This window comes from Chromobacterium fluminis, from assembly GCF_011602385.1.
Lineage (GTDB): Bacteria > Pseudomonadota > Gammaproteobacteria > Burkholderiales > Chromobacteriaceae > Chromobacterium > Chromobacterium fluminis.
Genome location: NZ_JAAOMA010000001.1, coordinates 154,655 through 178,000, shown reverse-complemented (window position 1 = coordinate 178,000; position 23,346 = coordinate 154,655). Strand labels below are relative to the sequence as shown.

Below are 23,346 nucleotides of genomic sequence, written 5' to 3'. Positions count from 1 at the left end.
CGTGCTCAGCGCAGCGTGCGCAACAGGCCCAGGCCCTTGCGCCACTGTCTCGCCAGCCAGTGCGAACGGGTGCGTCCAGGCTTGAGTTGCTGTTTGCGCCGCCATAGGTGTTCAACCACAGCTTCGGCTCTGGCGAAGCCCGGCTGGCCCGGGATCATATAACGGGGGTAGGCAATCAACACGCCATAGACCAACTGCTCCAGCGTGAGCCGGCGTTGTCTATGGAACACGGGCAGATGATCGTGAGTCAGGCCCCAGCCTGCATAGAAGGGCATGCCGTAGCAATGTACCGGCTTGCCGCGCAGCAGGGCTTCGAAACCGGCCTGGGAGGTCATGGTGTGGACCTCGTCCGCGACGCTCAGGCAGGCAATGATGTCGGCGTTGTCCGCCACTTGGTCCGCCAAGCATGCAAGCTCCTGCTCAGAGACCGCCCCATGCCGGTTGCCGGACGTTACGTCGGGATGCGGTTTGTAGATCAACCAGGCGTGCGGCCGCAGCCGGCGCACTTCGCGCAACAGCGACAGATTGTCTTTTAGCCGGGGAGAGCCTTCACGGAGGGAGGCGTCGTTTTCCACTTGGCCGGGAACCAGAACAATGGTTTTCCCGGCGGCCCCGGCGGCGAGCTCGAATGCGTCGCCCACATTGTATTTGCTGATTCGCAGCTCAAGCAGCCGTTGTCTGAGGCGCTGGGCGCGGAGGATCTGCTGCGGCTCCAGCCGGAGTTCTCCGAGCAATCGTTCCAGGCGCGAGCGGGGCGTCGGCGCGTAATAGAGGCCGGCATCGTCCACCACCACGGATATGGGGGGCCGCAGATCGGAGCCCAGTCCCAACGAGCGCACAAAGCCGTCTTCCATCCTGAGCAAGGGCAGGCCGCGCCGCGCCGCCAGGGCGGCGGCGTCCTGCGCCATGCCCCAGGCCACCAGCTTGCTGCCGGGAGGAGGCTGCGGCGGCAGCTTGCCTGGCTGGGAGATAAATCGGACCTGGTTGTCGGGGTGCTTCAGGAAGGGCCACACCACCGCGCGTTTCCACCAGCTCATGCCGACGCACCACAGCACGCCGCCAGTTTGCTGTCGCAAGTTCCGATTCAGATGAATCCACTCCGCGACGTCGAAGAAGGTGCCGGGTTCGCCGGTTTCCGGATGAATGTAGCGGGCATAGCGCAGGTAGGCGGCGTGAAACAGCTGTTCCAAGGATCGATGGCAGTACCGGCGCAGCTTCAATGTCGGCATCTCCGGATGACGATCATCGGTCAGCCCCCAGCCCGCATACCAGGGCATGCCGAAGCAGACGACCTGGCAGCCGGCGATCAAGGCTTCGAATCCCATGTGCGAGGTGGCGGTGTAGACCACATCCACCTGGGACAGCAGCGATTGAGGACAGGCGTCCTCAGCGATCAACTTCACGTCGGGCGGAGGGAGAGGCAGATAGCCTCGTTTTTTGCCGGCGATCACGTCGGGATGCGTTTTTACCCAGATTTCCGCTGCGGGATGCTCGCGGTAGGCGGCTTCCAGCATGGCTTGAAAAGTGCATGTGTCCGCACCGCCCAGTCGCACGGACACGTCGCCTTTGGTTTGATCCAGCACCAGCACGCGTGGGCATCCGCTTCGTGGAGGCAGGGCAATGGTTGGCGCGTGGTTGTATTTGGAGAGCCGGTCACGGCGCATCCGTTCCAGACCGCTTTGAGCGTTCTGCCGCTCGGAGCCGGATAGCGATGTGGAAGCAATCAGCTGTTCCAATTGAGATGGGCGGGTGGCGTCGTAGTAGATGCCTAGCTCGTCGATCAGCAGCGACACCGGCGGCTCGCCGTTGACGCCTAGGCCGAGTGAGCGCAGAAAACCGTCTTCCAGCGCGATATAAGGCAGGCCGCGTTGCTGGGCGAAGGCGCGGGCGCGACGAGCGGACGAACGCAAGCCCCAGCCGGCCACGGCCGTCAGAGGCCTGGTTGAGGGCAGCGATGACCAGCGGAGATGGCATACCGGCAGACCGATCAGCGCCCGCAGACGAGGAATACGGGCAATGCCGGGTGAAAGGACGGCAATCGTCACCGCAGATTTTCCGCCAAAAAAGCAGAGAATGCTTGATGCGTTTCAGGATGTTTCAAGCCAAATTTTACTGTAGCTTGCAGATAACCCAGTTTGGAGCCGCAGTCATAGCGAATGCCTTGCAGCGGGAGCGCCAGTACTGCTTCCTCCTTCATGAGGGCCGCGATGCCATCGGTCAGTTGAATTTCGCCGCCTACCCCGGGTTTCAGGTGTCTAAGCCTGTCAAAAACACCTGGTGTCAGGATATAGCGTCCCACTACGGCCAGCGTGGAAGGCGCGATGGAGGGGTGGGGCTTCTCCACAATGCCGGTGATACGTTGCACGCCCTCATTCTGCATGGATGTTTCCACAATGCCGTAAGAACTAGTGGCTTCGCGCGGCACGTTTTCCACGCCCAGGATGGAGGTGGGTTGCTGTTCATACAGCTTTACCATTTGCGCCAAGGCACCGGGCTCGCTGTCTATCAGGTCATCCGCCAGAATTACGGCAAATGGTTCATTGCCTATCGCGGGCTGGGCACACAATACGGCATGTCCCAGTCCTAGCGCCTCGGCTTGGCGGATATATAGACAGGAGACATGCGGCGGCAGGATGCCTTGCGCCAGTGGCAAAAGTTTGTGTTTGTTGCGCAGCTCCAGTTCGGTTTCCAGCTCGTAAGCTTTGTCGAAATGGTCTTCGTTGCTCCGCTTGTTGCGGCCGGTGATGAAAATCAGCTCAGTCATGCCGGCTGCAATCGCCTCCTCCACCGCGTATTGAATCAGCGGCTTGTCGACAATCGGCAGCATTTCCTTGGGGCTGGCCTTGGTGGCAGGCAAAAAGCGGGTGCCCATGCCTGCTACTGGGAAAATGGCTTTTCTAATTTTTGATTTCATGCTTTAACCTATATAGCAATGACTTGCCCGTGTTATTTTTTTCAATGATTGATCGTTCAATGGTCGTGTCCATGTTGATGGTTTCTCCTAAAGCAATGGTGAGCGCCCCGGCAGGGATGTTGCTGTTTTTAGATATTTCAAAACATAGTTTGAAAATAGAATAGATGTCTTGTCGTGTGACAAGTATTCCATTGATGGTTGTTTTTGAATGGGTGCATAGATGCTCGTAATATATGGCGCAGGCCAAATAATAAAATAGGGAATAATTTTCGATGGAGCACTCTCTCCATAAATGAATGTATTTAATTCCTTGTGAGATTGCACTTTTATATTTTTTGTTTTGAGAGTCAGATAGGAAGTTTGAGATTGAGAAGTCATCTTCAAATTGTAGCGGCGCATGCTGGCAGAGTGCTCGGCTCCAAACAATACCATGCTTGATGGTCTGTGCAGGCTGCCCAGCAATAACACAGTTGCTCTCGTGAGAGCGAGTAACGACAGCACCTGCGGAAACCACACAGTCAGAGCCAATCGTGCAGCCTTTTAATATCATGCTGTTCTTTGCAGCCCATACCCTATTGTTAATTTTTATAGATTTGGCAGGGTTTAATCGAGTGCCGGACTGCAAGTCGAATATGCTGTGAAAATCAGTTGTGCTGATTATTGTGTTGTCGAATAAACAGTCGTTTCCAATATTTATGTCGCTATATTCCCGTGCTGTTATGGATACGTTGCCGTTGCAGGCAAGTCCATGGCCTATTTCTATTTTTGATGACTGAGAAGCGTTGAAGCTGCCTTTGATTTTACAAGCATTGCCAAACTTGACAAAGCTGTTTTCTTTTATTGAAATAAAGCCATTTAAAATAAAGCCATCACCGCATTCAAAGTGACTGTTGGCATCAATTTCGATGTGACCATGCTCTATTTTGCAATTGATTCCAATAGATATATTGGAGGGGAGGTTTGAAAATGATTTTATGGTTGCCATGGTGTTTTGTGTATCGGTTGATATAATTTAAGAATTAAATTTAGGTGTGCTCTAGTATTAAACCGGAAACGGTTTTTTCTATGCGCATGGAATTGTTGTTGTCTATGTGTGAAAAAAATTTACGGGAAGTGCGCAATTGTTCTTGAGAAATCTTAAAGTTATTATTCTTATACTCTATGATGGTATTTATCAGATCGTTGGCATTGTTGAGTATGGGGCCAGGTATGCCATTGATAGGGCATACTAGAGGCCCTCCACGAGAGGCAAAAAATTGTTGCTGATCGAACCAATAAAAGAGGACTGGTTTTTTTTGATATAACATGTCAAATGATGCGGATGAGTAGTCTGTCACCATTAAGTCGGATTTTATAATTAGTTGTTGAATGTCAGTGTTGTTCATTTGCACCATTTCTATTTCGATGCTTTTGTCGAGCATGTTGAGATGTTTGTGCATCTTATGATGTAAACACATAATTATTTTTGTTTTATGGGTTTGGATGAATGAAATTAATTTTGGATGAGTGATCAATTCGTATATTTTTTTGAAATACTGAGACTTTTCAAACTCGGTAGCATTTTTTTGAGATAGCCAGTCTCGCCATGTCAATAATATTAAAATTTGATTGTTTGTTTTTTTTCTGAATTTTGGCAGGCTGTCAAATCTTGATAAACCAGTCACGGATACTTCATTGTTCTCAAAACCAAACTGCTCACAAATGAGTTTTTTTTCAAAATCGGAACTGACGATAAACTTATCGGGTAGCTCATTTCTTCTTTGCATAGAATTTTTGTCGTAATAACCTTTGGCACGACTGGTGGCGAATATGCCATGCTGCAGAAATACTTTCTTTTTGTCGGAGAATTGATGGCTGACGCGCCTCCATTGATGCAATACATCTCTCATAGAGTCACTAAATATATAGGCGGCAGCTTTGTGGAAAATAATAAAATGCTTCAAGCTGCCATAGTGGACAACGTTTTTGTATGGCGCTAGATTTTTTATTGTTTCGGCGTTCTTTTCTATAACGAAATAGTGCGCTAAATCGGTAGATTTTTTTTCTTGCGTGTGTTTGAAATAGTAGTAGCTGGTGTCGTTTGCAGTTTGGCCCAGGCGTTCTCCGACCAAGACGATATTGTTCTTCTGCACAGACTTGGCCGCAATGAATTTTGCGATATTGAATTTTAACCACCATCCCAGCAAGCGATATTTGTTTAGAATATTGGTTTTTATTTCTCTTGTCAGAGTGAAACGATTTTTTCTTACTATGCTTAAGTAGTCTTTTATGATGGTGGCGTCGTTTATTTTCTTGCCTCGTCTCAAACAGCTTCTCTTTATTTTCTCGTTTGCAACCCGATAAGCCTCACTGTAAAAACCATGAAATATCAAAGTGAGCAGTAAGCGCCGTTCAGGAGTAAATATACCTATCATTGAGTAACCAATTTCGTTTTTTATGAAACTCCTGACGGATTTGTAGATAGGTTTTGTGACTGTAAAGCTATTGTCTTTTGAAAATTTCCCCAGCCGATAGAGTAAACTTTTTAATATAAAAATCTTTATATATCGAATTTGAGGGTCAGGAAGATTGAATTGCTTGGTCAGCTCGTAAACAATGAGCAAGTCGTTAAAGACTTTTTCATTGACAATCTGTGTGCACGAAGGATTGTTTTCATCGTCTCTTCCTTGGTAGAGATAGGTAATGTCTGGAGTTGTCGAGATATGATTTGCACGATAAAGTGCATGGATGACAAAAATCCAGTCCTCAGCTAATTTGATCCCTTCAGGAAAAGTGATGTTGTATTTTTCGATAAGCTGTTTCTTGAATAGCTTTGCCCATGGCGGACTGGTTTTTATTAATATGGATCTATGGGTGAATTTGACCTTTCTGAATGCCGCACTTGCAACTTCGGCATGATCATCAATAAACCAGCTACGTCTATTGTTGAAAGCCTTGCTTTGAGCAATGACGACTTCGGATTGAGTTTCTTTTGCTAATTTATATAGCGGCGTTAGCGCATTGGGTGGAAGTAAGTCGTCAGAATCCAGGAAGTAGATGTACTCGCCGCTGGCAATTTTTAAGGCATTGTTTCGGGCTGAGGATTGCCCGGAATTGGGTTGCCGTAAAAGTGTTATGTTTTTATATTTTCGGACGTACTGTTTAATGATCTTTATGGAGTCGTCAGGTGTGCCATCATCTACGACGATAATTTCAATGCACTCTTCTGCTGGACGGCCTTCTAGTTTTTGAGAAATAACGGAGTCTAGACATTTGGCAATGTACTTTTCTACATTGTATACGGGGATGATGACGGAGATTGCGTAGTTCATTTCATGGTCCGGAATAATGGTGATTTAATAAAATATGCTACGATTGCCAGTATTGCTTGATGGCAAGGTGTTGTTTATGTTTATTTGTTTGAGAGTTGAAATCATTTGCGCAAAATGAATGAGGTGAGCATGGTGTTCCTTTTCTTTTTTTTAAGTCCAGCCAGAAAGAATTTGCACTCGCTGAGCTTATGTTGAAGTAATAGCAAATGTCTCTAGCTGGCGACGCCTGAGCTTGGGTGTACATTAACCAGGGCACAAGAAAGGTTGCCAAATTTAAATCATTGTTTTGCCGAAATCGGTTGTTAAGAAATTGAAGAATTCTATAATTAAATCGGTGCCATGACTCTTCAAATGCGCTTTTTCTTAAAGGTATGTAGCTATGAATGAGAGGCGTATCTATTTTTAAGCCAAAGCTCATTTCCAATAATGCGGCGCACTGGGTAGCAGCATGTAAAGTTGGTGTCGATATACCTCGTGCCCACATGGCCTTGAGGCTTTTGTGTGATAGGAAAAGTGATGCGATGCCGTTGCTACGAAAAAAATGACCGGGGGGAAGTGGACGTGCGACAAAAACATCATCGTTGAAATAAATGAAGTGCTCGCTTAACTCAGGAATACGGTGCAAGTGCGCTTCAATCACATGAGAGTTGAAGGTAGGCAAGTAACAGGGTGATATCAGTTCCTGATGGTCTATCACGCGGACACGGTTATTTGGAGTCAGCCATTCAGGGCATTGTTGGTCAGTGACGATGTAAATGCGGCGAACCCATGGAAGGTAAGTCTGAACGCTGTTCAGGGAATAGCGCAGCTCGTCATGATTGTTGAAGCGGGCGGGGTCGTTGGCGTATAGCCCTAGGTGTTCAGGGCTATGGCTTGCCAATGTTTTTGTGCGGCGGGCTTGCCACTGAGGATCGTCACCGTTGACCCAAGTAAAGACCACATCAATTTCCAATGTATTGTCCAGCAAGCTTTCCAGTGCCAAGTCGTGCTTGAGCAAGATGGCTTCTTCATCTTGCGGACAGGCGATCTCGTTGCGAATGATTGGATATTGTTTGTTGAGATAGTCTCGGAAAAAAATCCCGGGATGCCGTAGCAATTTCTTCAGTTTTCTCATAAATTGAAAATCACTTTCGCCGCTACTGCGATCTGGTAAAGAATCTGCGTAATGCCGCGTGTTATTTCAATATTCTTGGTTTCGAGCTTAGGCATGACCATGACTTCGTCACCGGCATCCACTTGGATGCGTTCACCGACAGGGAGAGCGCTACCGTTTTGCTTCATCAAGATTAATCGGGACTTGTCCGCGGTTTGGTTGTAGCCGCCGACGCGTGCGATGTAGTCACCTATAGTCAGGCCTGCTTGCCAATTGACGGCGTTGGGAAACAGCACGTCGCCATGGACCATCACGACGCTGGTTTTTTCAGGAATGCGAATGACATCTCCATCTTCCAGCAGAGTGGTCGGCAGGTTTTTCTCGTCAAGCACGACCTGTCCGCGTGGTTCAACCTTGCTGGCCTTGGAGACGAAGCGTTCGATCAGTTCGGCTTCGCGGGTGCGCAGGTCCGCCTCTTCCTTGGTGGAGGAGCGAGCGGAGAACGCGGTTTCCTGCAGCTTTTGCAAGGACAAGGTCAGCATGGTTTTCTGCCGCTCGGCTACGGATTTGCGGAACAGCTGCAGCGCGCCCATCTGCGACATGCTGTTGGCTTGAATCTTGGTCAGCACGTCGGCCATGCTGGCGCCGTAGGGCAGCACGATGGCGTGTTCGCCGGAATGAGCGCCTTCCACTCGAACCTGGATGGTGCCGGCGTAGCGGTCGGCGCTGATCAGCAACTGGTCCCCGTCTTGCAGAACCACGTCTCCAGCCTGTTCCAGCGGGTAGTATTCGCTGCGCTTCTGCGTGCCTTGGCGACGGATGATGCTGGCGTGGGTGGCTCCGGGTTTGGGGCGAGAGACTTGCAAGGCTTGTTGCAGGCTGATGCTGTTCTGCCCGAATTCGAAGTCATAGGCGTTGAATACCTGACCGCTGACTGAGAAGGTATGTTGGCGCGGGCCCACCACGATGACGTCGCCATCGGAGAACTGCACCATGTCCATCCTGCCCTGAAGCAGGAAGTCGTAAAGGTTGACGCGTTGACGCACGAGGTCGCCGCGCTTGATCTGAATGTCGACATAGCTGCCGCGCTCGGCGTCGACGCCGCCGGCCTTGTCCAGATAGCTGAGCACGCTGTCGGCGGCAATGCCGGGGTAGAGGCCGGGTTGTTTCACGAAGCCGGTGACGAAGACCTTGACTGGTTGAGCGATATCGAGAGCCGCGTACACGTTGACATTGGCCTTGTAGACCCGGCGCACTTGGTTGGACACCGCCGCGTTCAGTTCGCCGTTGCGAATGCCGGCAACCGGCACCGGACCGATATTCGGGATGAAGATATTGCCCTGGGGGTCGACGAGCAGTTGCGCGTCGAAATTGAAGGCTCCCCATAGGCGCAAGGCGATGCGGTCGCCGATGCTCAGTTGATAGTTGGGGTTGAAGCCTTGGCCTGCGCTATTGCGGAAGGCGCCGCCAAAGAGCTGCGAGCCGAACATGCGGCCAGGCGCTTGCGGCGGGACGACGAACGGGATTTCCTGCGACACGGCCGGCGCGGCGCGCTCGGCGGGCTGCTGTCGCGAGGGCGGTTCCGGTTCCGCCGGCGTGCCGGTCAGCAGGGAAACCGCGTGAGCCTGGCCCAGAACCAGGCAGAGAAGCGGGATGAGCTTGGCGCGTTGCATAGTGAAGTTAAATCTTGTGGTCTTCGATAATGGACAGGGCCAGGCGCGCGCAGCCGTAGAGCAGGCTGCAGGCGATCAACAGCGTGGCCAGGGTATAAAGTCTGCGCGGGTATTCCGCGTCTTCGGCCAACTGCGGCGAGGTCACGACGGCGAGGCTCTTGCGCTTGTGGCTGGCTTCCACGCGGCTTTTCTCCAGCGCGGTCAGCGCCAGCTTGTACAGGTCGGCCTGAAAATCGACTTTGGCCTTCAGTTCCTGATACTGGGCGGCTTGACGGTTCAGCCGTCCATCTTCAGGAGCGGCCAGCTTGCTTTTTTCATGGAGAATCTGGGCCTTCAGCGCCGCCAGTGCGCCGGCCAGAGCCGTGATCTGGGGGGCGTCGCTTTGCAGATAGCTTTGCAAATTGCGCAATTCGGCCTCTAATTGCGCCTGCTTGGCCTGTAGCTCCGCCAGCAGTTGGCCGGCGGCCTGAGCCTGGGCGACGGGGTCGAGCTGGCCATGGCTGTTCTGATACCTCAGCAAGGCTTCCTTGGCGGCGTTCAGGGCTTGGTAGGCGCGCTCTGTCTCTTGTTGGGCGAAGGCAAGCTCGTTGCGGCTGATGGTTTGCGACAGTCCGTTGATGAAGCGCTCGCATTCTTGCAGGATGGCGAGGTTCAAGCCCTGGGCGAACCGCGGGGTGAAGCCCTGGCTGCGTATCGTCAGCAAGGAGGTTTTGTCGTCGAACATCACACCCACCTTGTTGCGATAGAAGGCCAGCGTGTCTTCCTTGCTGGCCGATGCCGATAGCCGGTGCGGCCAATCAAGACCGGCGGCGTCAAAGGCTTTCTTGAACGCCAGCCGTGTTTCCAGCCGTTGCAGCATGTCCGGCGAATGGATGTACTGCTGCAACAGCATGGCGTCCTCCCGGACCGTGGAGGCGCCGGCGCCTAATAGTGTGCTCAGATTGAGATCTCCTCCGCCGTCGCTGGAGCGTTTGACGATGACCTTGGACTCGCTGACGTAGCGATCCTGGGCGATCAGGACGAAATATGCGCCGCACAGCGTCAGCGGCAGTCCGATGCAGATCCATGGCGAGACGAGGCGGGCGAGCAGGGCCTGAGGCAGGAAACCATCAAACCATGTCGACATTTTCTTCTTCCCGGTAGGCCTGGATGGCATCGTCAATGCGCTGGAAATAGCGGACTTGGCAACGGCCGATCAACAGCCCGGCGTCGCAGAACTTCTTCAGTTCGGACATGGAGTGCGACACCATCAGGAACTGGCTGTGCCGTCGGCGCTCCAGCATCAGCTCCGCGCTTTTTCGTTTGAAGGCGGCGTCGCCCACGGCGGTGATCTCATCGACCAGGTAGTAGTCGAAGGGGAAAGCCATCGACAGCCCAAAGCCGAGCCGGGAACGCATGCCGGAGGAATAGGTTTTGATGGGCATGTCGAAATAGCCGCCCAATTCGGCGAAGTCCTCGACAAAGGCGACTTTGTCGTTCAGTTCGTGTTTGCGGGCATAGAGCCGCGCGACGAATTTGACGTTATCGCGTCCGGTCATGCTGCCCTGAAAACCGGTGGCCAAGCCCACCGGCCAGGAGATGCTGTGTCGGGTGACGATGCTGCCGCAGTCCGGCCGGTCTATGCCGCCGATGATGCGCAACAAGGTTGATTTGCCCGCGCCGTTGCGGCCGATCAAGCCTACGCTGACATTGGACGGGATCTCGAGGTTGAGGTCTTTGAAGACATGGAACCGTCCGTTGGGCGTCTTATAGGACTTGCTGAGTTTGTGTATCTGGATCATGAGCGCAACATGGCCGGTTCCCGGCCTTTATAGAGAGATAGGGCGGAAAACAGCAGGGCCAGCGTCCAGGCGGAGAGGTAGGCCAGGCTGTCGTCGTTGATTGGGTAGGCGGGCATGACCGCGTGCCGCATCAGTTCGAAGGCATGCAGCAGAGGGTTCCACTCCACCAGCCAGCGGTATTCGGCGGGGATCAGGCTGAGGGGGAACAAGATTCCGCTGAGGAAATAGAGCAGCTTCATCAGGATGGGCAGCAGCTTGTCGACTGCCTTGAACGCATGGCCCAGAACCATGCAGATCAGGCCCCAGGCCAGGGAGAGCAAGCACAGCAGCAGCCAGGCCACGATCAACAGCGAGAGCTTGTTTAGCTGGATGGTTTCGCCGGCAAGCCAAAGGCAGCTCATCAATATGGCGTAAACCAGCGCGTAGGTCAGACTCTCCAGCAAGGTCCGGGCCAACACCGCGTCCAGCGGCCGCACCGGACGGTAGTTGAACAGGCCGCGATTGGCCTCGATGGCGTTCAAGGAGCGCAGGGAGATGTTGCGAAACAGCATATAAGGCACGATGCCATTGGCCAGGAAGACCGGAAACGACATGCCGGGCATCGCGCGTTGCACGATGAAGCCAAGCACCAGCAGAAGAATGGCCATATGCGCCGCCGGTTCCAGCGGCGCCCATAGATAGCCCAGCCGATACTCGCCGAAGCGGGTTTTCAACTCTCTCAGCAGTAGCGCGTGCACGGCGGCGCGCATGATGTCGAAGCCGCTGCGCATATCAGATATCGAATGATTTGATGACGCCGACCGTTCGTTGGCGCTCATCGGTGACCAGCAGCGCGGTGATCTTGCGCTGGCTCATCAGCGCTTCCGCTTCCGACAGCAGGGCGTCGGCGGCAATGCAGAATGGCGATGGGCTCATGATGTCGCTCGCGCGCAGCGATTTGAGGTCTTCGTGCTGTTCGATGGCGCGGCGCAAATCGCCGTCGGTGATGATGCCGTCGGCGGGGGCGTCGGGCGCGCCCACCACGGTCAAGCCCAGACAGCCCTCGGTAATGGTGCTGACGATGGTTTTGAAGGTGTCGTCGGGGCGGTTGGAGGGCACCCGAGCGTGCATCGCGTCTTTCGTCTTGGTCAGCAGTTTGCGGCCCAGCGAACCGCCGGGATGGAAACGGGCGAAATCCTCAGCCTGAAACTGGCGTCTTTCCATCAGCGCCATGGCCAAGGCGTCGCCCATGGCCAGGGCAAGCGTAGTGGAGGTGGTGGGTGCCAGATTATTGGGGCAGCTTTCACGCTCCACCGGGATGGGCAGCGACAAGTCGGCCTGCCGAGCCAGCGTGGAGCCCGGCTTGCCGGTGATGGCGATGACTTTGGCCTGGATATGGCGAAGGTAGGGCAGCAGACGCAGCACTTCCTCGGTTTCCCCGCTGTTGGATATCAGCACCAGGCAATCATTGGACATGATCATTCCAAGGTCGCCGTGAAAGGCTTCGCCGGGATGGACAAAGAAGCTGGGGGTGCCTGTTGAGGCCAGCGTCGCGGCGATCTTGCGCCCGATGATGCCGGATTTCCCCATGCCGGAAACGATGACTTTGCCAGTGGTGGCGTACATGAGGTCGATGGCGCAGGAGAAGGACGTCGACAGCGCGTCGGCTTGTCGAATCAATGCCTGTCCTTGCGTGCGCAAGACGCGTATTCCGGTTTGAATGGCATTCATGCGTTTATCCAATAGGGTGTGCGGCGCAGCGGCGTTAGGGTTCAGACGAGCTCGCTGTAAAAGTCCAGTCGGCCGACGCAGGGTTAGTGTTTTGTCATGATGCTAGCATCAGCATGAAATATCCTCATTAGGAAAAGTCCTAAAAAAAACGGGGTTTCTTCCCTGTTTTTATTGGTATTTTCACTGCAGTTTAAAATTAATTAACCTATTTATTTATTTGTGTTTGTTTTCTAGGATTTAATGAAAAAACAAGGTATTTAAATCTTATATTTACATGCGATTTTGTAGGCTTTTCCTATCAAGTCTGATTGCAGCGTTTGGGCCGCGGTTCTTGCCTGGAGCGCGGCGCATATATGCTAGGGAGGGATCATGGTTGGAGTGGACGAGGGAGAGGACGCGGAGCCTGGGAGCTGGCGCCGCCAACTGGCGCAGTTTCTACGCCATGAACGTCGCTGCTGGCGCCGGCTGGCGTATTGGTTGAAGCAATTCCACAGCGACCGTCCGCCGCCACGCTGCTACGCTTGGCGGCCGGCGCCGGAGGATGTCGACGACGAGGCGTCGAAGCGCTAGGTTGCCGCCGCGGACAGCGGTACAATGCGGCTTTACTTTCGCATCGCCGTCCATCATGAAGTTCACGCCAGGCCGGGTGCGGCCCTTGCCCCGTCTGCCCGGCCGCGCCCTGCAACAGCAGGCCCGCGCGGCCTTGAAGCAAGGCGAGGTCATCGCCTATTCCACCGAGTCCTGCTACGGCTTAGGCTGCAATCCGCTGGACGCGCGCGCCATCCGCAAAATTCTGGCGATCAAGGCCAGGCCCAATCACAAAGGGCTGATCGTGATCGCGGCCGACGTTTCCCAGATCCGCCACCTGATCCGTCCTTTGACCGCCGCCCAATACGCGGAACTGGCGCGCTACTGGCCCGGTCCATATACTTTTTTGCTGCCGGCTTCGCGTCGCGTGCCGTCGGCCTTGCGCGGCAAACACGACAAGATCGCCGTGCGCGTCACCGCGCATGGCGAGGCGGCGGCCTTGTGCCGCACCTTGGGCACGGCGCTGGTGTCCACTTCGGCCAACCGCGCCGGCCAGCAATCGCTGAAGACCGCGCGCGCCTGCCGCGAGGCGTTCCGCCGGCGGGTGTTGACCCTACCGGGGCGTATCGGCAAGCGGCGCAAACCGTCCACCATCATTGATTTGGAAACAGGCCGCGTATTGCGCTGAGCCTGGCGATTACAAGAGGAGTTGCCGTGCAACAGATTTCCTTCCTGAGCCTGATCCTGGACGCCAGCCTGATGGTGCAATTGGTGATGGCCGGCCTGGCCTTGATGTCGGTGCTGTCCTGGGCCCTGATCTTCAACAAGATCGCGGTGCTGCGCGCGGCCCGGCGCAATAGCGACGAGTTCGAGCGCAATTTCTGGAGCGGCGCTGACTTGAACCGCTTGTATGAAGACGCCAGCCGCCGCAGCGACACCGTGGGCATGGAGCGCATCTTTCAGTCCGGCTTCGCCGAGTTTCTGAAACTGCGCGGACGCAACGGCACCGAGCTGTCCGACATCATGGCCGGTTCGCGCCGGGCGATGAAGGCGGCGGCGCAGCGCGAACTGGACGCCTTGGACAGTCATACGTCCTTCCTCGCCACAGTGGGTTCGGTCAGCCCCTATATCGGCCTGTTCGGCACGGTGTGGGGCATCATGCATGCCTTCATCGGCCTGGGCAACGCCGGTCAGGCCACCTTGTCCACGGTGGCGCCGGGCATTGCCGAGGCGCTGGTGGCCACCGCCATCGGCCTGTTCGCCGCGATTCCGGCGGTGGTGGCCTATAACCGCTTCGCCACCGACGTCGACCGTTTGGCCACTCGCTTCGACAGTTATATGGAAGAGTTTTCCAACATCTTGCAGCGCCTGGCCACGCGTTAAGTTTGGCCGCGTCCGCGGCAAAATTGGACTTGCCACGGACATTCCCATACGGCATGGTATTCGGTTCCACTTTCTTGAGCCGCACCATGCCGTTTTCGCGCATTCCCCCGCTGACTTTAGCCGCTTTCTTCGCCCTGTACGTGATCTGGGGCTCCACTTATCTGGGCATACGCATAGGGGTGGAATCCTGGCCGCCGATGATGATGGCCGGCTTGCGTTTTTCCCTGGCCGGCTGGCTGATGCTGGCCTATCTATGCTTGCGCAAATACCCGATGCCGAACGCGCGCGAGCTTGGCGGCGCCGCCTTGCTGGGCGTGCTGATGCCGGCGGTGGGCAACGGCTTGGTCACGGTGGCGGAGAAAGACGTGTCCTCCGGCGTGGCCGCCTTGGTGATCGCCACCGTGCCGCTGTTCACCCTGTTGTTCGCGCGCATGTTCGGTCAAAAGGCGCGCAAGGTGGAGTGGGCCGGCATTGGTTTGGGCGTTTGCGGCATGGTGTTGTTGAATATGGGTGCCAATCTGAAGGCCAGCCCCAGCGGCGCCGCGCTGCTGCTGTTGGCCTCTGCCGGCTGGGCGCTGGGCTCGGCCTGGAGCCGCCATCTGGCTCAGCCCAAGGGACCGATGGGCAGCGCCTGGATGATGATCTTCGGCGGCGCGGCTTTGCTGCTGGCCAGCCAGATCTACGGTGAGAAGTTGCTGGCGATGCCGCCGCTGTCCGGCTGGCTGGCTTTGCTCTATCTGGCGGTATTCGGTTCCATCATCGCTTACAGCGCCTATCTGCACCTGCTGAAGACGGTGTCTCCGGCCGCCGCCACCAGCTACGCCTACGTCAACCCGGTGATCGCGGTTCTGCTGGGCGTGGTCTTCCTCGGCGAGCATATCGGCTTGCACGAGATGTTGGCGATGAGTGTGATCGTGGCGGCAGTGGTGCTGATCAGTTGGCGGCGCTAGCAGCGCTTCCATGTCCGCTGCGCTTCGTGAGACGTGGCGTAGCGAGCACCGCTTCGACATGCTCATATACCGTCGGTATATTACGCTTTCTCGGCGGTTTGCGTCTGCTCTTACTCTTGCCGGCGAGGTTTTAGTTTGTTAGCAGCGCCATGCGCCGCAACAGACGACGCCCCCGGCGCTGATGCTGGATCACCGCGCCGATATGCGCGCTCAGCAGCAGGGCCAGCATAACGTTGCTGGCGAAGTGCAGCTTGGCCAGCGCGCGCGTGCCTGCGCCCGGGTCCAGGCTGGGCGGCAACGTGATCTGGCCGAACAGATCGACCGGCCGCTCCATCATCAGCCAGCCGCTGGCCAGCGATAGACAGCTCAGCAGATAGAGCAGTGCGTGGGCGCGGCGCGCCAGCCGGTGCTTGGCCGGGGGGATGCCGGCGGGCGGCGGCATGCGGAAGCTGACGCGGTAGACGACGCGCAACAGGAAGACAGGCATGAGCAGGGTGGTCAGCGCAACGTTGAACGGCGGAATCGCCGCGGCGACGGCGGGCGGCAGCGCGCCGGAGGCGAGGGCGAAGCCGCTGATCATCGCCCACAGGATCACGACGGCGCAAATCCAATGCAGCCAGGCGGCGAGGGGCGGATAGGTCTGGATCGAGGTTTCCATCGGAACCGGCTTTCTTGCGAATCCCGGCAGGCGACGCGCGGCAGCCGTCCTGCCTGCGTTGGGGCATGGCGTGGCCGCCGTTCAAGGAATGGCCTGCGGCAGGAGGGGTGGGGGAAGCCGGCCTCCCGGAGAAGGGGAAGGCCGGCGATTCAGCGCGTCAGGAGCTCAGCTCGCGCGCCGAGCGGGACGGCTTAAGCCGGCGCCCACAAAGCGGGTTGGGTGGACGGAGTCCAACCCGCGCCGGCCCAGGCGGTGTGCGGCTGCAGGCAGCGGTACTTTTTGCCTTGATAGCTGACGATCTGCCCTGCGGTGTAGGACAGGCCTTCTTTCCAGGTATCGCCCACCGGCGGCGGGTTGATGCCGCCGTCGCCCTTTTTCAGGTCGATCTGGTAGGTGTAGCCCTTGTAGCTGTCGTTCAGGTACACGCGGTTGGCGGTGGCGCTGCGTTCCGGGGTGATGGTTACCGTGCGTTGCTTCTGATTCATCACGCCGATGCGAATCGCCTTGGAAGTTGCGTTCACTTTCACGCCCAGCTCGTACGGCCAGTTGGCCATCTGGCCGCTGACGGCGTCCAGCTTGACCGGGATGGTTTCGGCGTCTCGGCCGCTGGCGTCGAACACGCGCAGGGTGGCGGTGCTGTTGTTCGGCAGGTTCTCATAAGCGGTTACCTTGCCGATTTCCTTCCACGGATTGGTCACCGGCGGCGGCTCCGGCGGGTTGGTGCCGTCGCCGAAGATCACGTCGGAGCACGAGTAGAACGCTTCCTCGCTGTCCGCGCGCTTCCAAACATTGAAAATGATGTGCGGGCCGCTCTTGCCGGCCGGCAGCTTGGCGACCATGTGGTAGCGCTTGTTGGCGTCCAGCCACGGATTGCCGTTCACGGTGTGGAAGGGCTGCGGATCCAGGTCCGACCACTTCAGCGGTTTGGTCTGATCCCAGCCGTTCTTGGTCACATAGAACTTGAAGTACTTGGTCGAGTGCGGCGCAGTGGCGTGGTAGACGAACTCGTAGTTGCCGCTGGCGTCCGGGACCAGTTTGGTCTTCGGCCAGTCAGTGCGCGCCAGATTGAAGCCCTTGAACTTGTCCTGGCCGCCGGCGCACAACTTGCCGTCCGGCACCAGAGACGCGTGGTCATCGCCGCGCGGGGTCTGGTTGATGCCGTTCCAGTCGTACATGGCCTGGGTGCCGCCTACGAGTTTGGCTTGCTGGCAAGCGGCGGACTTTGGCGATTCCGCGCCCTCCTTGAAGCAGTTGTAGGTGCGGTTGATCGGCACTTCCATGGTGCCGTGGGCCCAGAGCGGTGCGCTGAGGCAGGCCAGGGCGAGGGCGGCGGGAAGGCGCAGTTGTGGTTTCATTCTGACTCCTTTGAGCTACGAGTGGTATGCAAGCGCCCAGCAGTTTGCCGAGCAGTCCAATCATCATATGAAATGCCATATGATTTAAAATGGGACGACTATTTTTAATTTAAGTTTGGCGATAGGTACTATTGCCATGCTTACTGTGTGGTCTTGCATCTGCTTGATTCTTGCAAAAAACGCTCATTCCCAGACCTGTCCCGCCGGTCACGACACATTGATTTCACTTTTTCCCCTGCCAAATCATTCGTTTGTCGTTTTGCTGCCATGCAGCAAGCCGACAATAATGCGCGTCAATAAAATGGTATTGACGTGGTATTAATGTGGTATTAACGTTCGCGGTAAGCCGGAAGGCCGGAATCGACACGCGCCAGCGCGGAAGATGCCAGCCGGGGAGCCAGGTTATACACTGGGGTTTTCAGACCACTTGCAGACAACCATGGAAAATCGCTGGCTTGCATTGAAACCGGATGAAACCCTGACCACGCCGCTGTATCTGCAGCTGTCGCGGAAACTGGCCGACGCCATCAACGCCGGTTGGTGGCAGGCGGACGAGGCGCTGCCGTCGGAGCGCACGTTTTCCGAAGAACTGAGCATTTCGCGCGTCACCGCGCGCAAGGCGATGGATGTGCTGCTGGAGCAGGGCCTGATACGCCGGCGGCAGGGTTCGGGCACCTTCATCACGCCGCGGCTGGAGCAGCCGCTGTCGCGCTTGACCGGCTTTACCGAACAATTGCGCCAACGCGGTTTCGTGCCGTCGTCGGTGTGGCTGGAGCGCGGCGTGTTCGCGCCCAGCAATGAAGAAGTGATCAAGCTGGGGCTGTCGCCCACCTCGCAGGTGTCGCGGCTGAAGCGCCAGCGCCTGGCCGACGGGGTGGTGATGGCGATCGAGATGACGACGCTGCCGGTGGCGTATTTGCCGGAGCCGCAGCAAGTGGGCACCTCGCTGTACGCCCATCTGGACGCCTGTGGCCACTCGGTGGTGCGCGCGCTGCAGCATATTCGCGCGGTGAACGCTTCCGGCGACATCGCCACGCTGGCCGGCATCCGTCCCGGCGAGGCGATGTTGCTGATTACCCGCATCGGTTTCAACGCCGAGAACATCGCGATTGAATTGACCGATACCTATTGCCGTAACGACTACTACGATTTTGTTGCCGAACTGAGACGATGACCCAACACCGAGTGCTGCAAGGACGCATCCTGACCGAAGCCGGCTGGATGGACGGCGAATTGAAACTGGCTGCCGACGGCCGCATTGAGTCTATAGACGCGCGCTTGGCCTCCGGACGCGCGGTGGAGCGCTATCTGCTGCCGGGCTTCATCGATCTTCACGTCCACGGCGGCGGCGGCGTAGACATCATGGAGGGCGGCCGCGCCGCCGAGCGCGTGGCCAGGCTGCACGCTCGCTTCGGCACCACCTCCTTGCTGGCCACCACCATGACCGCGCCGCCGATCGACATCGAGCAGGTGCTGCGCGCGCTCGGTTCCTCCTGTCGCGAACGCCAGCCCGGCGGCGCCCGCATCCTGGGCGTGCACCTGGAAGGCCCCTACATTAATCCCGGCAAGTTGGGCGCCCAGCCCGACGACGCCTGCCGCGCGGTGATGGAGCAAGTGGACTGGTACCGTTCGCTGGCGCCGGTATCGTTGATCACGCTGGCGCCGGAAATCGCCGGCCACATGGACATCATCCGCCAACTGGCGGAGCAGGGCGTCAAGGTGCAACTGGGGCACACTCTGGGCAGCTACGAAGACGGCGTGCAGGCCCTGGAGCAGGGCGCATCCGGCTTCACCCATCTGTTCAACGCAATGAGCGGGCTGCACCACCGCGAGCCCGGCATGGTGGGCGCGGCCTTGGCCCACGCCGAATACGCGGAACTGATCCCGGATTTGCTACACGTCCACCCGGGCGCGATTCGCGCCGCTCTGCGTTCGATTCCACGCTTGTATTGCGTCACGGATTCCACCGCCGCCGCCGGCATGCCGGACGGCGAATACAAGTTGGGTTCGCACTCGGTGACCAAATGCATGGGCGGCGTGCGCCTGGCCGACGGCACCCTGGCCGGCAGCACGCTGACCATGGACCAAGCGCTGCGCAACCTGGTATCCATCGGCCTGCCGCTGGCGGACGCCTCGCACCGGCTGTCGCTCTACCCGGCCGACTACCTGGGCCTGGCCGACCGCGGCCGGCTCGCCGCCGGCGCCTGGGCCGACATTGTGGCGATGGATGCGGATTTGAATTTGCAGCAAGTCTACGTAGAGGGAGAACAAATTGGCCTCGTTGATGCTTGAAGAAGCGCTGTACGCCGCTGAGGCGGTGGCAGCGCAACACATGTACGCCGATGAAGCGCTGGCCGCGCTGGGACGCGCGCTGGCGGTGGAACGCCCCAGCCTGGCGCTGACCGTTGCACGCGGCAGTTCCGATCACGCCGCCAACTACTTCGCCTATCTGGCGATGCAACGGCTGGGCGTGCCGGTGGTGTCCTTGCCGATGTCGCTGGTGACGCTGCACCGCGCGCCGCTGGCGGTGAAAGGCCAACTGGCGGTGGCTTTGTCCCAGTCCGGCCAGAGCCCGGACCTGATCGACACCATGAAGGCGCTGGGCGCCGCCGGCGCGCGCACCGCGGCGCTGGTCAACAAGCATCAATCGCCGCTGGCCGCCGCTTGCGAATGGGTGGTGCCCTTGTGCGCCGGTGACGAAAAAAGCGTGGCCGCCACCAAGAGTTACATCACCTCCTTGTCCGCGGTGGCGCGCCTGGTTGCCCACTGGCAGGCGGACGACGCGCTGTTGGCCGCGCTGGCTAACCTGCCTCAGCGCCTGACCGAAGCCACGCGCCAGGACTGGACGGCGGCGGTGGACGTTTTGCGCGACGCCGAACGCATCATGGTGGTGGGCCGCGGCCTGGGCTTCGCCGTGGCATTGGAAGCCGCGCTCAAATTCAAGGAAACCTGCGCGATTCAGGCCGAGGCCTTCTCCGGCGCGGAAATCAAGCACGGGCCGATGGCCTTGATCGACGACGGCTATCCGCTGCTGATCTTCGCGCCGCGCGGGCCGGAGCAGCAGGGCCTGATTGATCTGGCCGAGGAAATGCGCGGCCGCGGCGCCAAGGTGTTGCTGGCCGCGCCGGATAATATCGTCAGCCGGGATCTGACCCTGGCGCTGGCCGACGACGAAGCGCTGGATCCTTTGCTGGCGATTCAGAGCTTCTATCTGATGGCGGCGCGCTTGTCCGAGGCGCGCGGCCTGAATCCGGATGTGCCGCGGCATTTGTCCAAGGTGACTTGCACGCGCTGAGTCCGGCACTGCTTGAAACCGCGCCCCGATCGGTCATCGAATCGGGGCGCGTCGCGAACGGCACCCAGCGGAATCCGCGCCGGCCGCGGAGACGACACATAAGTAAGAATGGAGACGCCCCCATGTCCGCTACGCTCGAACTCCTGGCTCCGTTTGACGGGCCGTCCGTGCCGCTGAGCCGTGCGCCCGATCCGGTATTCGCCGGCTTGATGATGGGCGACGGCCTGGCGATCGAGCCCTTGTCCGGCACCCTGCTGGCGCCCTGTGACGGCGAGGTGGCGCAATTGGCGCGCACGGGTCACGCTTTGACCTTGCGCGCGGCCAACGGCGCGGAAGTGCTGATCCACATCGGCATCGATACCGTCAAGCTGGAGGGCGAGGGCTTCAAGCCCTTGATCAAGGCCGGCGACGCGGTGCGTCAGGGCCAGCCCCTGATCGAAGTGGACCTGGACGCGGTGGCGCGGCGCGCGCCGTCGCTGCTGACCATGGTGGTGATCGCCAACGGCGAGGCTTACGCCTTGGAACGCCGGGCCGAGGGCTGGCAGCAGGCGGGCCGCAGCGTGTTTCTGACGCTGTCCGGCGGAGCGGCCGTCGACGACCTTCCCTGTGCCGGGGGCGCGGAAAGCCGAGGTCAGGCCACGGTGCGCCACGCCGGCGGCCTGCACGCGCGGCCGGCGGCGCTGGTGCAGAACGCGGCGCGTCAATACCGCGCCAGCGTACGGGTGGAATTCAACGGTCAGGCCGCCAATGCGCGCAGCGTAGTGGCGCTGATGGGGCTGGGGGTGGTCGAGGACGACGATGTGGCGGTGTTGGCGCAGGGCGAGGACGCAGCGGCGGCCGCCTCAGCGGTGATCGCCGCGCTGCAAACCCGCACCGAGTCCGGCCACGGCGCGCCAGCGCCCTTGGTCAGCGCCTCGGCGCGCTCGCTGCCGGCCGGCTGGATAGGCGGCGTTTGCGCGGCGCCGGGTCTGGCCATCGGCCAGGTGGTGCGCCTCGACGCCTTCGAACCGCAAGTGGCGGAGTTCGCGGTCAACGCCGACAGCGAGCGCGAGCAGCTGCGCCGCGCGCTGGCCGAGGTCAGCGCCGGCATCGCCGCCGCCATCGACGACGCGCTGCGCCGCGGCCAAACCTCGCAGAGCGACATCTTCTCCGCCCATCTGGCGCTGGTGGACGATCCGGAATTGCGAGAGGCGGCGGAACGGGACATCGCCGCCGGCCACAGCGCAGGCTACGCTTTCCGCCAAGCGGTGCGGGCGCAGTGCCGGGTGTTGTCCAGCCTGGGCAGCCCCTTGCTGGCCGAGCGGGTGGCCGATCTCAAAGACATTGAACGCCAAGTGTTGAAAGCCTTGCTGGGCGATGCGCAGAGCGAGCCCGCATTGTATCCGGCCTCCATCCTGGTGGCCGAAGATCTGGCGCCTTCCGAACTGACCCGGCTGCCGCGCGAGCGGGTGGCCGGTATTCTGTCCGCCGCCGGCGGCGCTACCGGCCATGTGGCCATCCTGGCGCGCGCGCTAGGCATTCCGGCGCTGGTGGCTTGCGGGCCGCAGGTGTTGCGTCTGGACGCCGGCAGCGAAGTGCTGCTGGATGCGAGCCAAGGCGGTTGTGATCCGGCGCCGGCCGCCGCAGCGCTGACCGCAGCCAGGCAGGTGATGGCGGAACGCGAGCGCCGCCGCGCCGATATGCGGGCCGACGCCGACGGCGCCGCGGTGACGCTGGACGGCGTGCGCGTCGAAGTCGCCGCCAATATCGCCAACGAAGAGGACGCGCGCGAAGCGGTGCGCCACGGGGCCGACAGCGTTGGTCTGTTGCGCACCGAATTCCTGTTCATCGATCGCCGGGACGCGCCGGACCGCTACGAGCAGGCCAATGCCTATCAGGCGGTGCTGGACGAATTGCAGGGCCGCGTCGCCATCATTCGCACGCTGGACGTGGGCGGAGACAAGGAAGTGCCCTATCTGACCTTGCCGCCGGAACCTAACCCGGCGCTGGGCCTGCGCGGCATTCGCACCGGTTTCGCCCATCCGGAGATGTTGGACGAACAACTGCGCGCGCTGCTGATGCTGCGCCCGTTGTCCCTGCTGCGCATCTTGGTGCCGATGATCGCCGACGTTGGCGAACTTCGGCGCTTGCGTCGGCGCATCGACTCGCTGGCCGCGGAAATGGGGCTGAGCGAACGGCCACAGCTGGGCGTGATGGTGGAAGTGCCCTCCGCCGCGCTGCTGGCCGACCAACTAGCCGCCGAGGCGGACTTTCTGTCCATCGGCACCAACGATCTGACTCAATACACGCTGGCGATGGACCGTTGCAACGCTTCGCTGGCCGCCAGCCTGGACGCAATGCATCCGGCGCTGCTGCGGCTGATAGAACGCACGGTGGCCGGCGCCAGCCTGCACGGCAAATGGGTGGGCGTGTGCGGCGCCTTGGCGTCGGACCCGCTGGCCACGCCGGTGCTGATTGGTCTTGGCGTCGCCGAATTGTCGGTCAGCCCCGGCCTGGTGCCGGAGATCAAGGCCAGGGTGAGGACGCTGGATCAGCAGGCTTGCCTCAAGCGCGCCGAGCAGTTGTTGACGCTGGACTCCGCCGCCGAAGTGCGCGCGCGGGCCGGCGAATGGTGGCCGGAGGTCTGATCAGGCCGGCGTGCAAGGCCGTTCAAGGTTTTTGCAGTGGTTTTGAAGTAATCGCATGCAGCGGGGAC

20 protein-coding genes are annotated in these 23,346 nt (G+C 58.7%); 8 read left to right on the top strand and 12 right to left on the bottom strand.

Annotation, left to right across the window (positions count from 1 at the left end; all coding sequences use genetic code 11):
- Positions 1-5: 5 nt before the first annotated feature.
- Genes HA052_RS00830 through HA052_RS00785 form a run of 10 tightly spaced genes read right to left on the bottom strand, consistent with a single transcriptional unit; the run spans position 6 to position 12,482 of the window.
- Entirely contained in the window at positions 6-2,045 is a 2,040-nt protein-coding gene (locus tag HA052_RS00830) for a capsular polysaccharide export protein, LipB/KpsS family (protein ID WP_166450422.1), read from the bottom strand.
- Positions 2,042-2,914, bottom strand: a complete 873-nt coding sequence (galU, locus tag HA052_RS00825; RefSeq protein ID WP_166450421.1) for a UTP--glucose-1-phosphate uridylyltransferase GalU — start codon at positions 2,912-2,914, stop codon at positions 2,042-2,044. The genes HA052_RS00830 and galU overlap by 4 nt, the downstream gene beginning before the upstream one ends.
- On the bottom strand, positions 2,898-3,899 hold the full coding sequence (locus tag HA052_RS00820; protein ID WP_081950242.1) for an acyltransferase: 1,002 nt from the start codon (positions 3,897-3,899) through the stop codon (positions 2,898-2,900). The genes galU and HA052_RS00820 overlap by 17 nt, the downstream gene beginning before the upstream one ends.
- Before the next feature lie 40 nt (positions 3,900-3,939).
- On the bottom strand, positions 3,940-6,225 hold the full coding sequence (locus tag HA052_RS00815; protein WP_081574767.1) for a bifunctional glycosyltransferase/CDP-glycerol:glycerophosphate glycerophosphotransferase: 2,286 nt from the start codon (positions 6,223-6,225) through the stop codon (positions 3,940-3,942).
- A 37-nt stretch (positions 6,226-6,262) separates the two neighbouring features.
- The gene (locus tag HA052_RS00810) at positions 6,263-7,339 is read right to left on the bottom strand and encodes a stealth family protein (protein WP_081574768.1); all 1,077 of its coding nucleotides are present in this window, start codon (positions 7,337-7,339) and stop codon (positions 6,263-6,265) included.
- On the bottom strand, positions 7,336-8,991 hold the full coding sequence (locus tag HA052_RS00805) for a polysaccharide biosynthesis/export family protein (protein WP_166450420.1): 1,656 nt from the start codon (positions 8,989-8,991) through the stop codon (positions 7,336-7,338). Before HA052_RS00805 ends, HA052_RS00810 begins: the two co-directional genes overlap by 4 nt.
- A 7-nt stretch (positions 8,992-8,998) precedes the next feature.
- Positions 8,999-10,117, bottom strand: coding sequence for a KpsE/RkpR family capsule polysaccharide export protein (locus tag HA052_RS00800; RefSeq protein ID WP_206118728.1), 1,119 nt, complete (start codon positions 10,115-10,117; stop codon positions 8,999-9,001).
- The gene (locus HA052_RS00795) at positions 10,101-10,772 is read right to left on the bottom strand and encodes an ABC transporter ATP-binding protein (RefSeq protein ID WP_081544941.1); all 672 of its coding nucleotides are present in this window, start codon (positions 10,770-10,772) and stop codon (positions 10,101-10,103) included. The genes HA052_RS00800 and HA052_RS00795 overlap by 17 nt, the downstream gene beginning before the upstream one ends.
- Positions 10,769-11,542: an ABC transporter permease gene (locus HA052_RS00790; protein ID WP_166450419.1), complete on the bottom strand. Its 774-nt coding sequence runs from the start codon at positions 11,540-11,542 to the stop codon at positions 10,769-10,771. The genes HA052_RS00795 and HA052_RS00790 overlap by 4 nt, the downstream gene beginning before the upstream one ends.
- 1 nt (position 11,543) lies before the next feature.
- Complete coding sequence (locus HA052_RS00785; protein ID WP_166450418.1) at positions 11,544-12,482, bottom strand: KpsF/GutQ family sugar-phosphate isomerase; 939 nt, start codon at positions 12,480-12,482, stop codon at positions 11,544-11,546.
- A 369-nt stretch (positions 12,483-12,851) separates the two neighbouring features.
- Between HA052_RS00785 and HA052_RS00780 the strand changes: the two genes are divergently transcribed.
- The 4 genes from HA052_RS00780 (at position 12,852) to yedA (ending at position 15,343) form a co-directional block, all read left to right on the top strand.
- Positions 12,852-13,052: a hypothetical protein gene (locus HA052_RS00780; RefSeq protein WP_081544938.1), complete on the top strand. Its 201-nt coding sequence runs from the start codon at positions 12,852-12,854 to the stop codon at positions 13,050-13,052.
- A 55-nt stretch (positions 13,053-13,107) separates the two neighbouring features.
- Positions 13,108-13,698 carry an L-threonylcarbamoyladenylate synthase type 1 TsaC gene (gene tsaC / locus HA052_RS00775; RefSeq protein WP_166450417.1) on the top strand — a complete coding sequence of 197 codons (591 nt, stop codon included), beginning with the start codon at positions 13,108-13,110 and terminating at the stop codon, positions 13,696-13,698.
- Between the two features lie 26 nt (positions 13,699-13,724).
- Positions 13,725-14,393 carry a protein TolQ gene (gene tolQ, locus HA052_RS00770; RefSeq protein WP_019101077.1) on the top strand — a complete coding sequence of 223 codons (669 nt, stop codon included), beginning with the start codon at positions 13,725-13,727 and terminating at the stop codon, positions 14,391-14,393.
- 86 nt (positions 14,394-14,479) lie between these two features.
- A complete protein-coding gene (gene yedA / locus HA052_RS00765; protein WP_166450416.1) occupies positions 14,480-15,343 on the top strand; it encodes a drug/metabolite exporter YedA in 864 nt (287 codons plus the stop codon).
- A 130-nt stretch (positions 15,344-15,473) separates the two neighbouring features.
- Here yedA and HA052_RS00760 read toward each other — a convergent pair whose 3' ends face one another.
- Positions 15,474-16,001: a cytochrome b gene (locus HA052_RS00760; RefSeq protein WP_166450415.1), complete on the bottom strand. Its 528-nt coding sequence runs from the start codon at positions 15,999-16,001 to the stop codon at positions 15,474-15,476.
- A gap of 191 nt (positions 16,002-16,192) precedes the next feature.
- A complete protein-coding gene (locus tag HA052_RS00755) occupies positions 16,193-17,356 on the bottom strand; it encodes a lytic polysaccharide monooxygenase (RefSeq protein WP_166450414.1) in 1,164 nt (387 codons plus the stop codon).
- A gap of 439 nt (positions 17,357-17,795) precedes the next feature.
- Here HA052_RS00755 and HA052_RS00750 point away from each other — a divergent pair, with 439 nt between their 5' ends.
- The 4 genes from HA052_RS00750 (at position 17,796) to ptsP (ending at position 23,278) form a co-directional block, all read left to right on the top strand.
- Complete coding sequence (locus HA052_RS00750) at positions 17,796-18,530, top strand: GntR family transcriptional regulator (protein ID WP_166450413.1); 735 nt, start codon at positions 17,796-17,798, stop codon at positions 18,528-18,530.
- The gene (gene nagA, locus HA052_RS00745) at positions 18,527-19,648 is read left to right on the top strand and encodes an N-acetylglucosamine-6-phosphate deacetylase (RefSeq protein ID WP_141111076.1); all 1,122 of its coding nucleotides are present in this window, start codon (positions 18,527-18,529) and stop codon (positions 19,646-19,648) included. The genes HA052_RS00750 and nagA overlap by 4 nt, the downstream gene beginning before the upstream one ends.
- Positions 19,641-20,651 (top strand): SIS domain-containing protein, encoded by a 1,011-nt coding sequence (locus HA052_RS00740; RefSeq protein ID WP_166450412.1) that lies wholly within the window; start codon positions 19,641-19,643, stop codon positions 20,649-20,651. The genes nagA and HA052_RS00740 overlap by 8 nt, the downstream gene beginning before the upstream one ends.
- Positions 20,652-20,773: 122 nt before the next feature.
- Positions 20,774-23,278, top strand: a complete 2,505-nt coding sequence (gene ptsP / locus HA052_RS00735) for a phosphoenolpyruvate--protein phosphotransferase (protein WP_166450411.1) — start codon at positions 20,774-20,776, stop codon at positions 23,276-23,278.
- Positions 23,279-23,346 lie beyond the last annotated feature (68 nt).

What these genes read in the sequence shown, in the direction of transcription:
- galU (WP_166450421.1), bottom strand. Translation starts at nt 2,914, where the DNA reads ATGAAATCAAAAATTAGAAAAGCCATTTTCCCAGTAGCAGGCATGGGC.
- HA052_RS00820 (WP_081950242.1), bottom strand. Translation starts at nt 3,899, where the DNA reads ATGGCAACCATAAAATCATTTTCAAACCTCCCCTCCAATATATCTATT.
- HA052_RS00815 (WP_081574767.1), bottom strand. Translation starts at nt 6,225, where the DNA reads ATGAACTACGCAATCTCCGTCATCATCCCCGTATACAATGTAGAAAAG.
- HA052_RS00810 (WP_081574768.1), bottom strand. Translation starts at nt 7,339, where the DNA reads ATGAGAAAACTGAAGAAATTGCTACGGCATCCCGGGATTTTTTTCCGA.
- HA052_RS00805 (WP_166450420.1), bottom strand. Translation starts at nt 8,991, where the DNA reads ATGCAACGCGCCAAGCTCATCCCGCTTCTCTGCCTGGTTCTGGGCCAG.
- HA052_RS00800 (WP_206118728.1), bottom strand. Translation starts at nt 10,117, where the DNA reads ATGTCGACATGGTTTGATGGTTTCCTGCCTCAGGCCCTGCTCGCCCGC.
- HA052_RS00795 (WP_081544941.1), bottom strand. Translation starts at nt 10,772, where the DNA reads ATGATCCAGATACACAAACTCAGCAAGTCCTATAAGACGCCCAACGGA.
- HA052_RS00790 (WP_166450419.1), bottom strand. Translation starts at nt 11,542, where the DNA reads ATGCGCAGCGGCTTCGACATCATGCGCGCCGCCGTGCACGCGCTACTG.
- HA052_RS00785 (WP_166450418.1), bottom strand. Translation starts at nt 12,482, where the DNA reads ATGAATGCCATTCAAACCGGAATACGCGTCTTGCGCACGCAAGGACAG.
- HA052_RS00780 (WP_081544938.1), top strand. Translation starts at nt 12,852, where the DNA reads ATGGTTGGAGTGGACGAGGGAGAGGACGCGGAGCCTGGGAGCTGGCGC.
- tsaC (WP_166450417.1), top strand. Translation starts at nt 13,108, where the DNA reads ATGAAGTTCACGCCAGGCCGGGTGCGGCCCTTGCCCCGTCTGCCCGGC.
- yedA (WP_166450416.1), top strand. Translation starts at nt 14,480, where the DNA reads ATGCCGTTTTCGCGCATTCCCCCGCTGACTTTAGCCGCTTTCTTCGCC.
- HA052_RS00760 (WP_166450415.1), bottom strand. Translation starts at nt 16,001, where the DNA reads ATGGAAACCTCGATCCAGACCTATCCGCCCCTCGCCGCCTGGCTGCAT.
- HA052_RS00755 (WP_166450414.1), bottom strand. Translation starts at nt 17,356, where the DNA reads ATGAAACCACAACTGCGCCTTCCCGCCGCCCTCGCCCTGGCCTGCCTC.
- HA052_RS00750 (WP_166450413.1), top strand. Translation starts at nt 17,796, where the DNA reads ATGGAAAATCGCTGGCTTGCATTGAAACCGGATGAAACCCTGACCACG.
- nagA (WP_141111076.1), top strand. Translation starts at nt 18,527, where the DNA reads ATGACCCAACACCGAGTGCTGCAAGGACGCATCCTGACCGAAGCCGGC.
- HA052_RS00740 (WP_166450412.1), top strand. Translation starts at nt 19,641, where the DNA reads ATGCTTGAAGAAGCGCTGTACGCCGCTGAGGCGGTGGCAGCGCAACAC.
- ptsP (WP_166450411.1), top strand. Translation starts at nt 20,774, where the DNA reads ATGTCCGCTACGCTCGAACTCCTGGCTCCGTTTGACGGGCCGTCCGTG.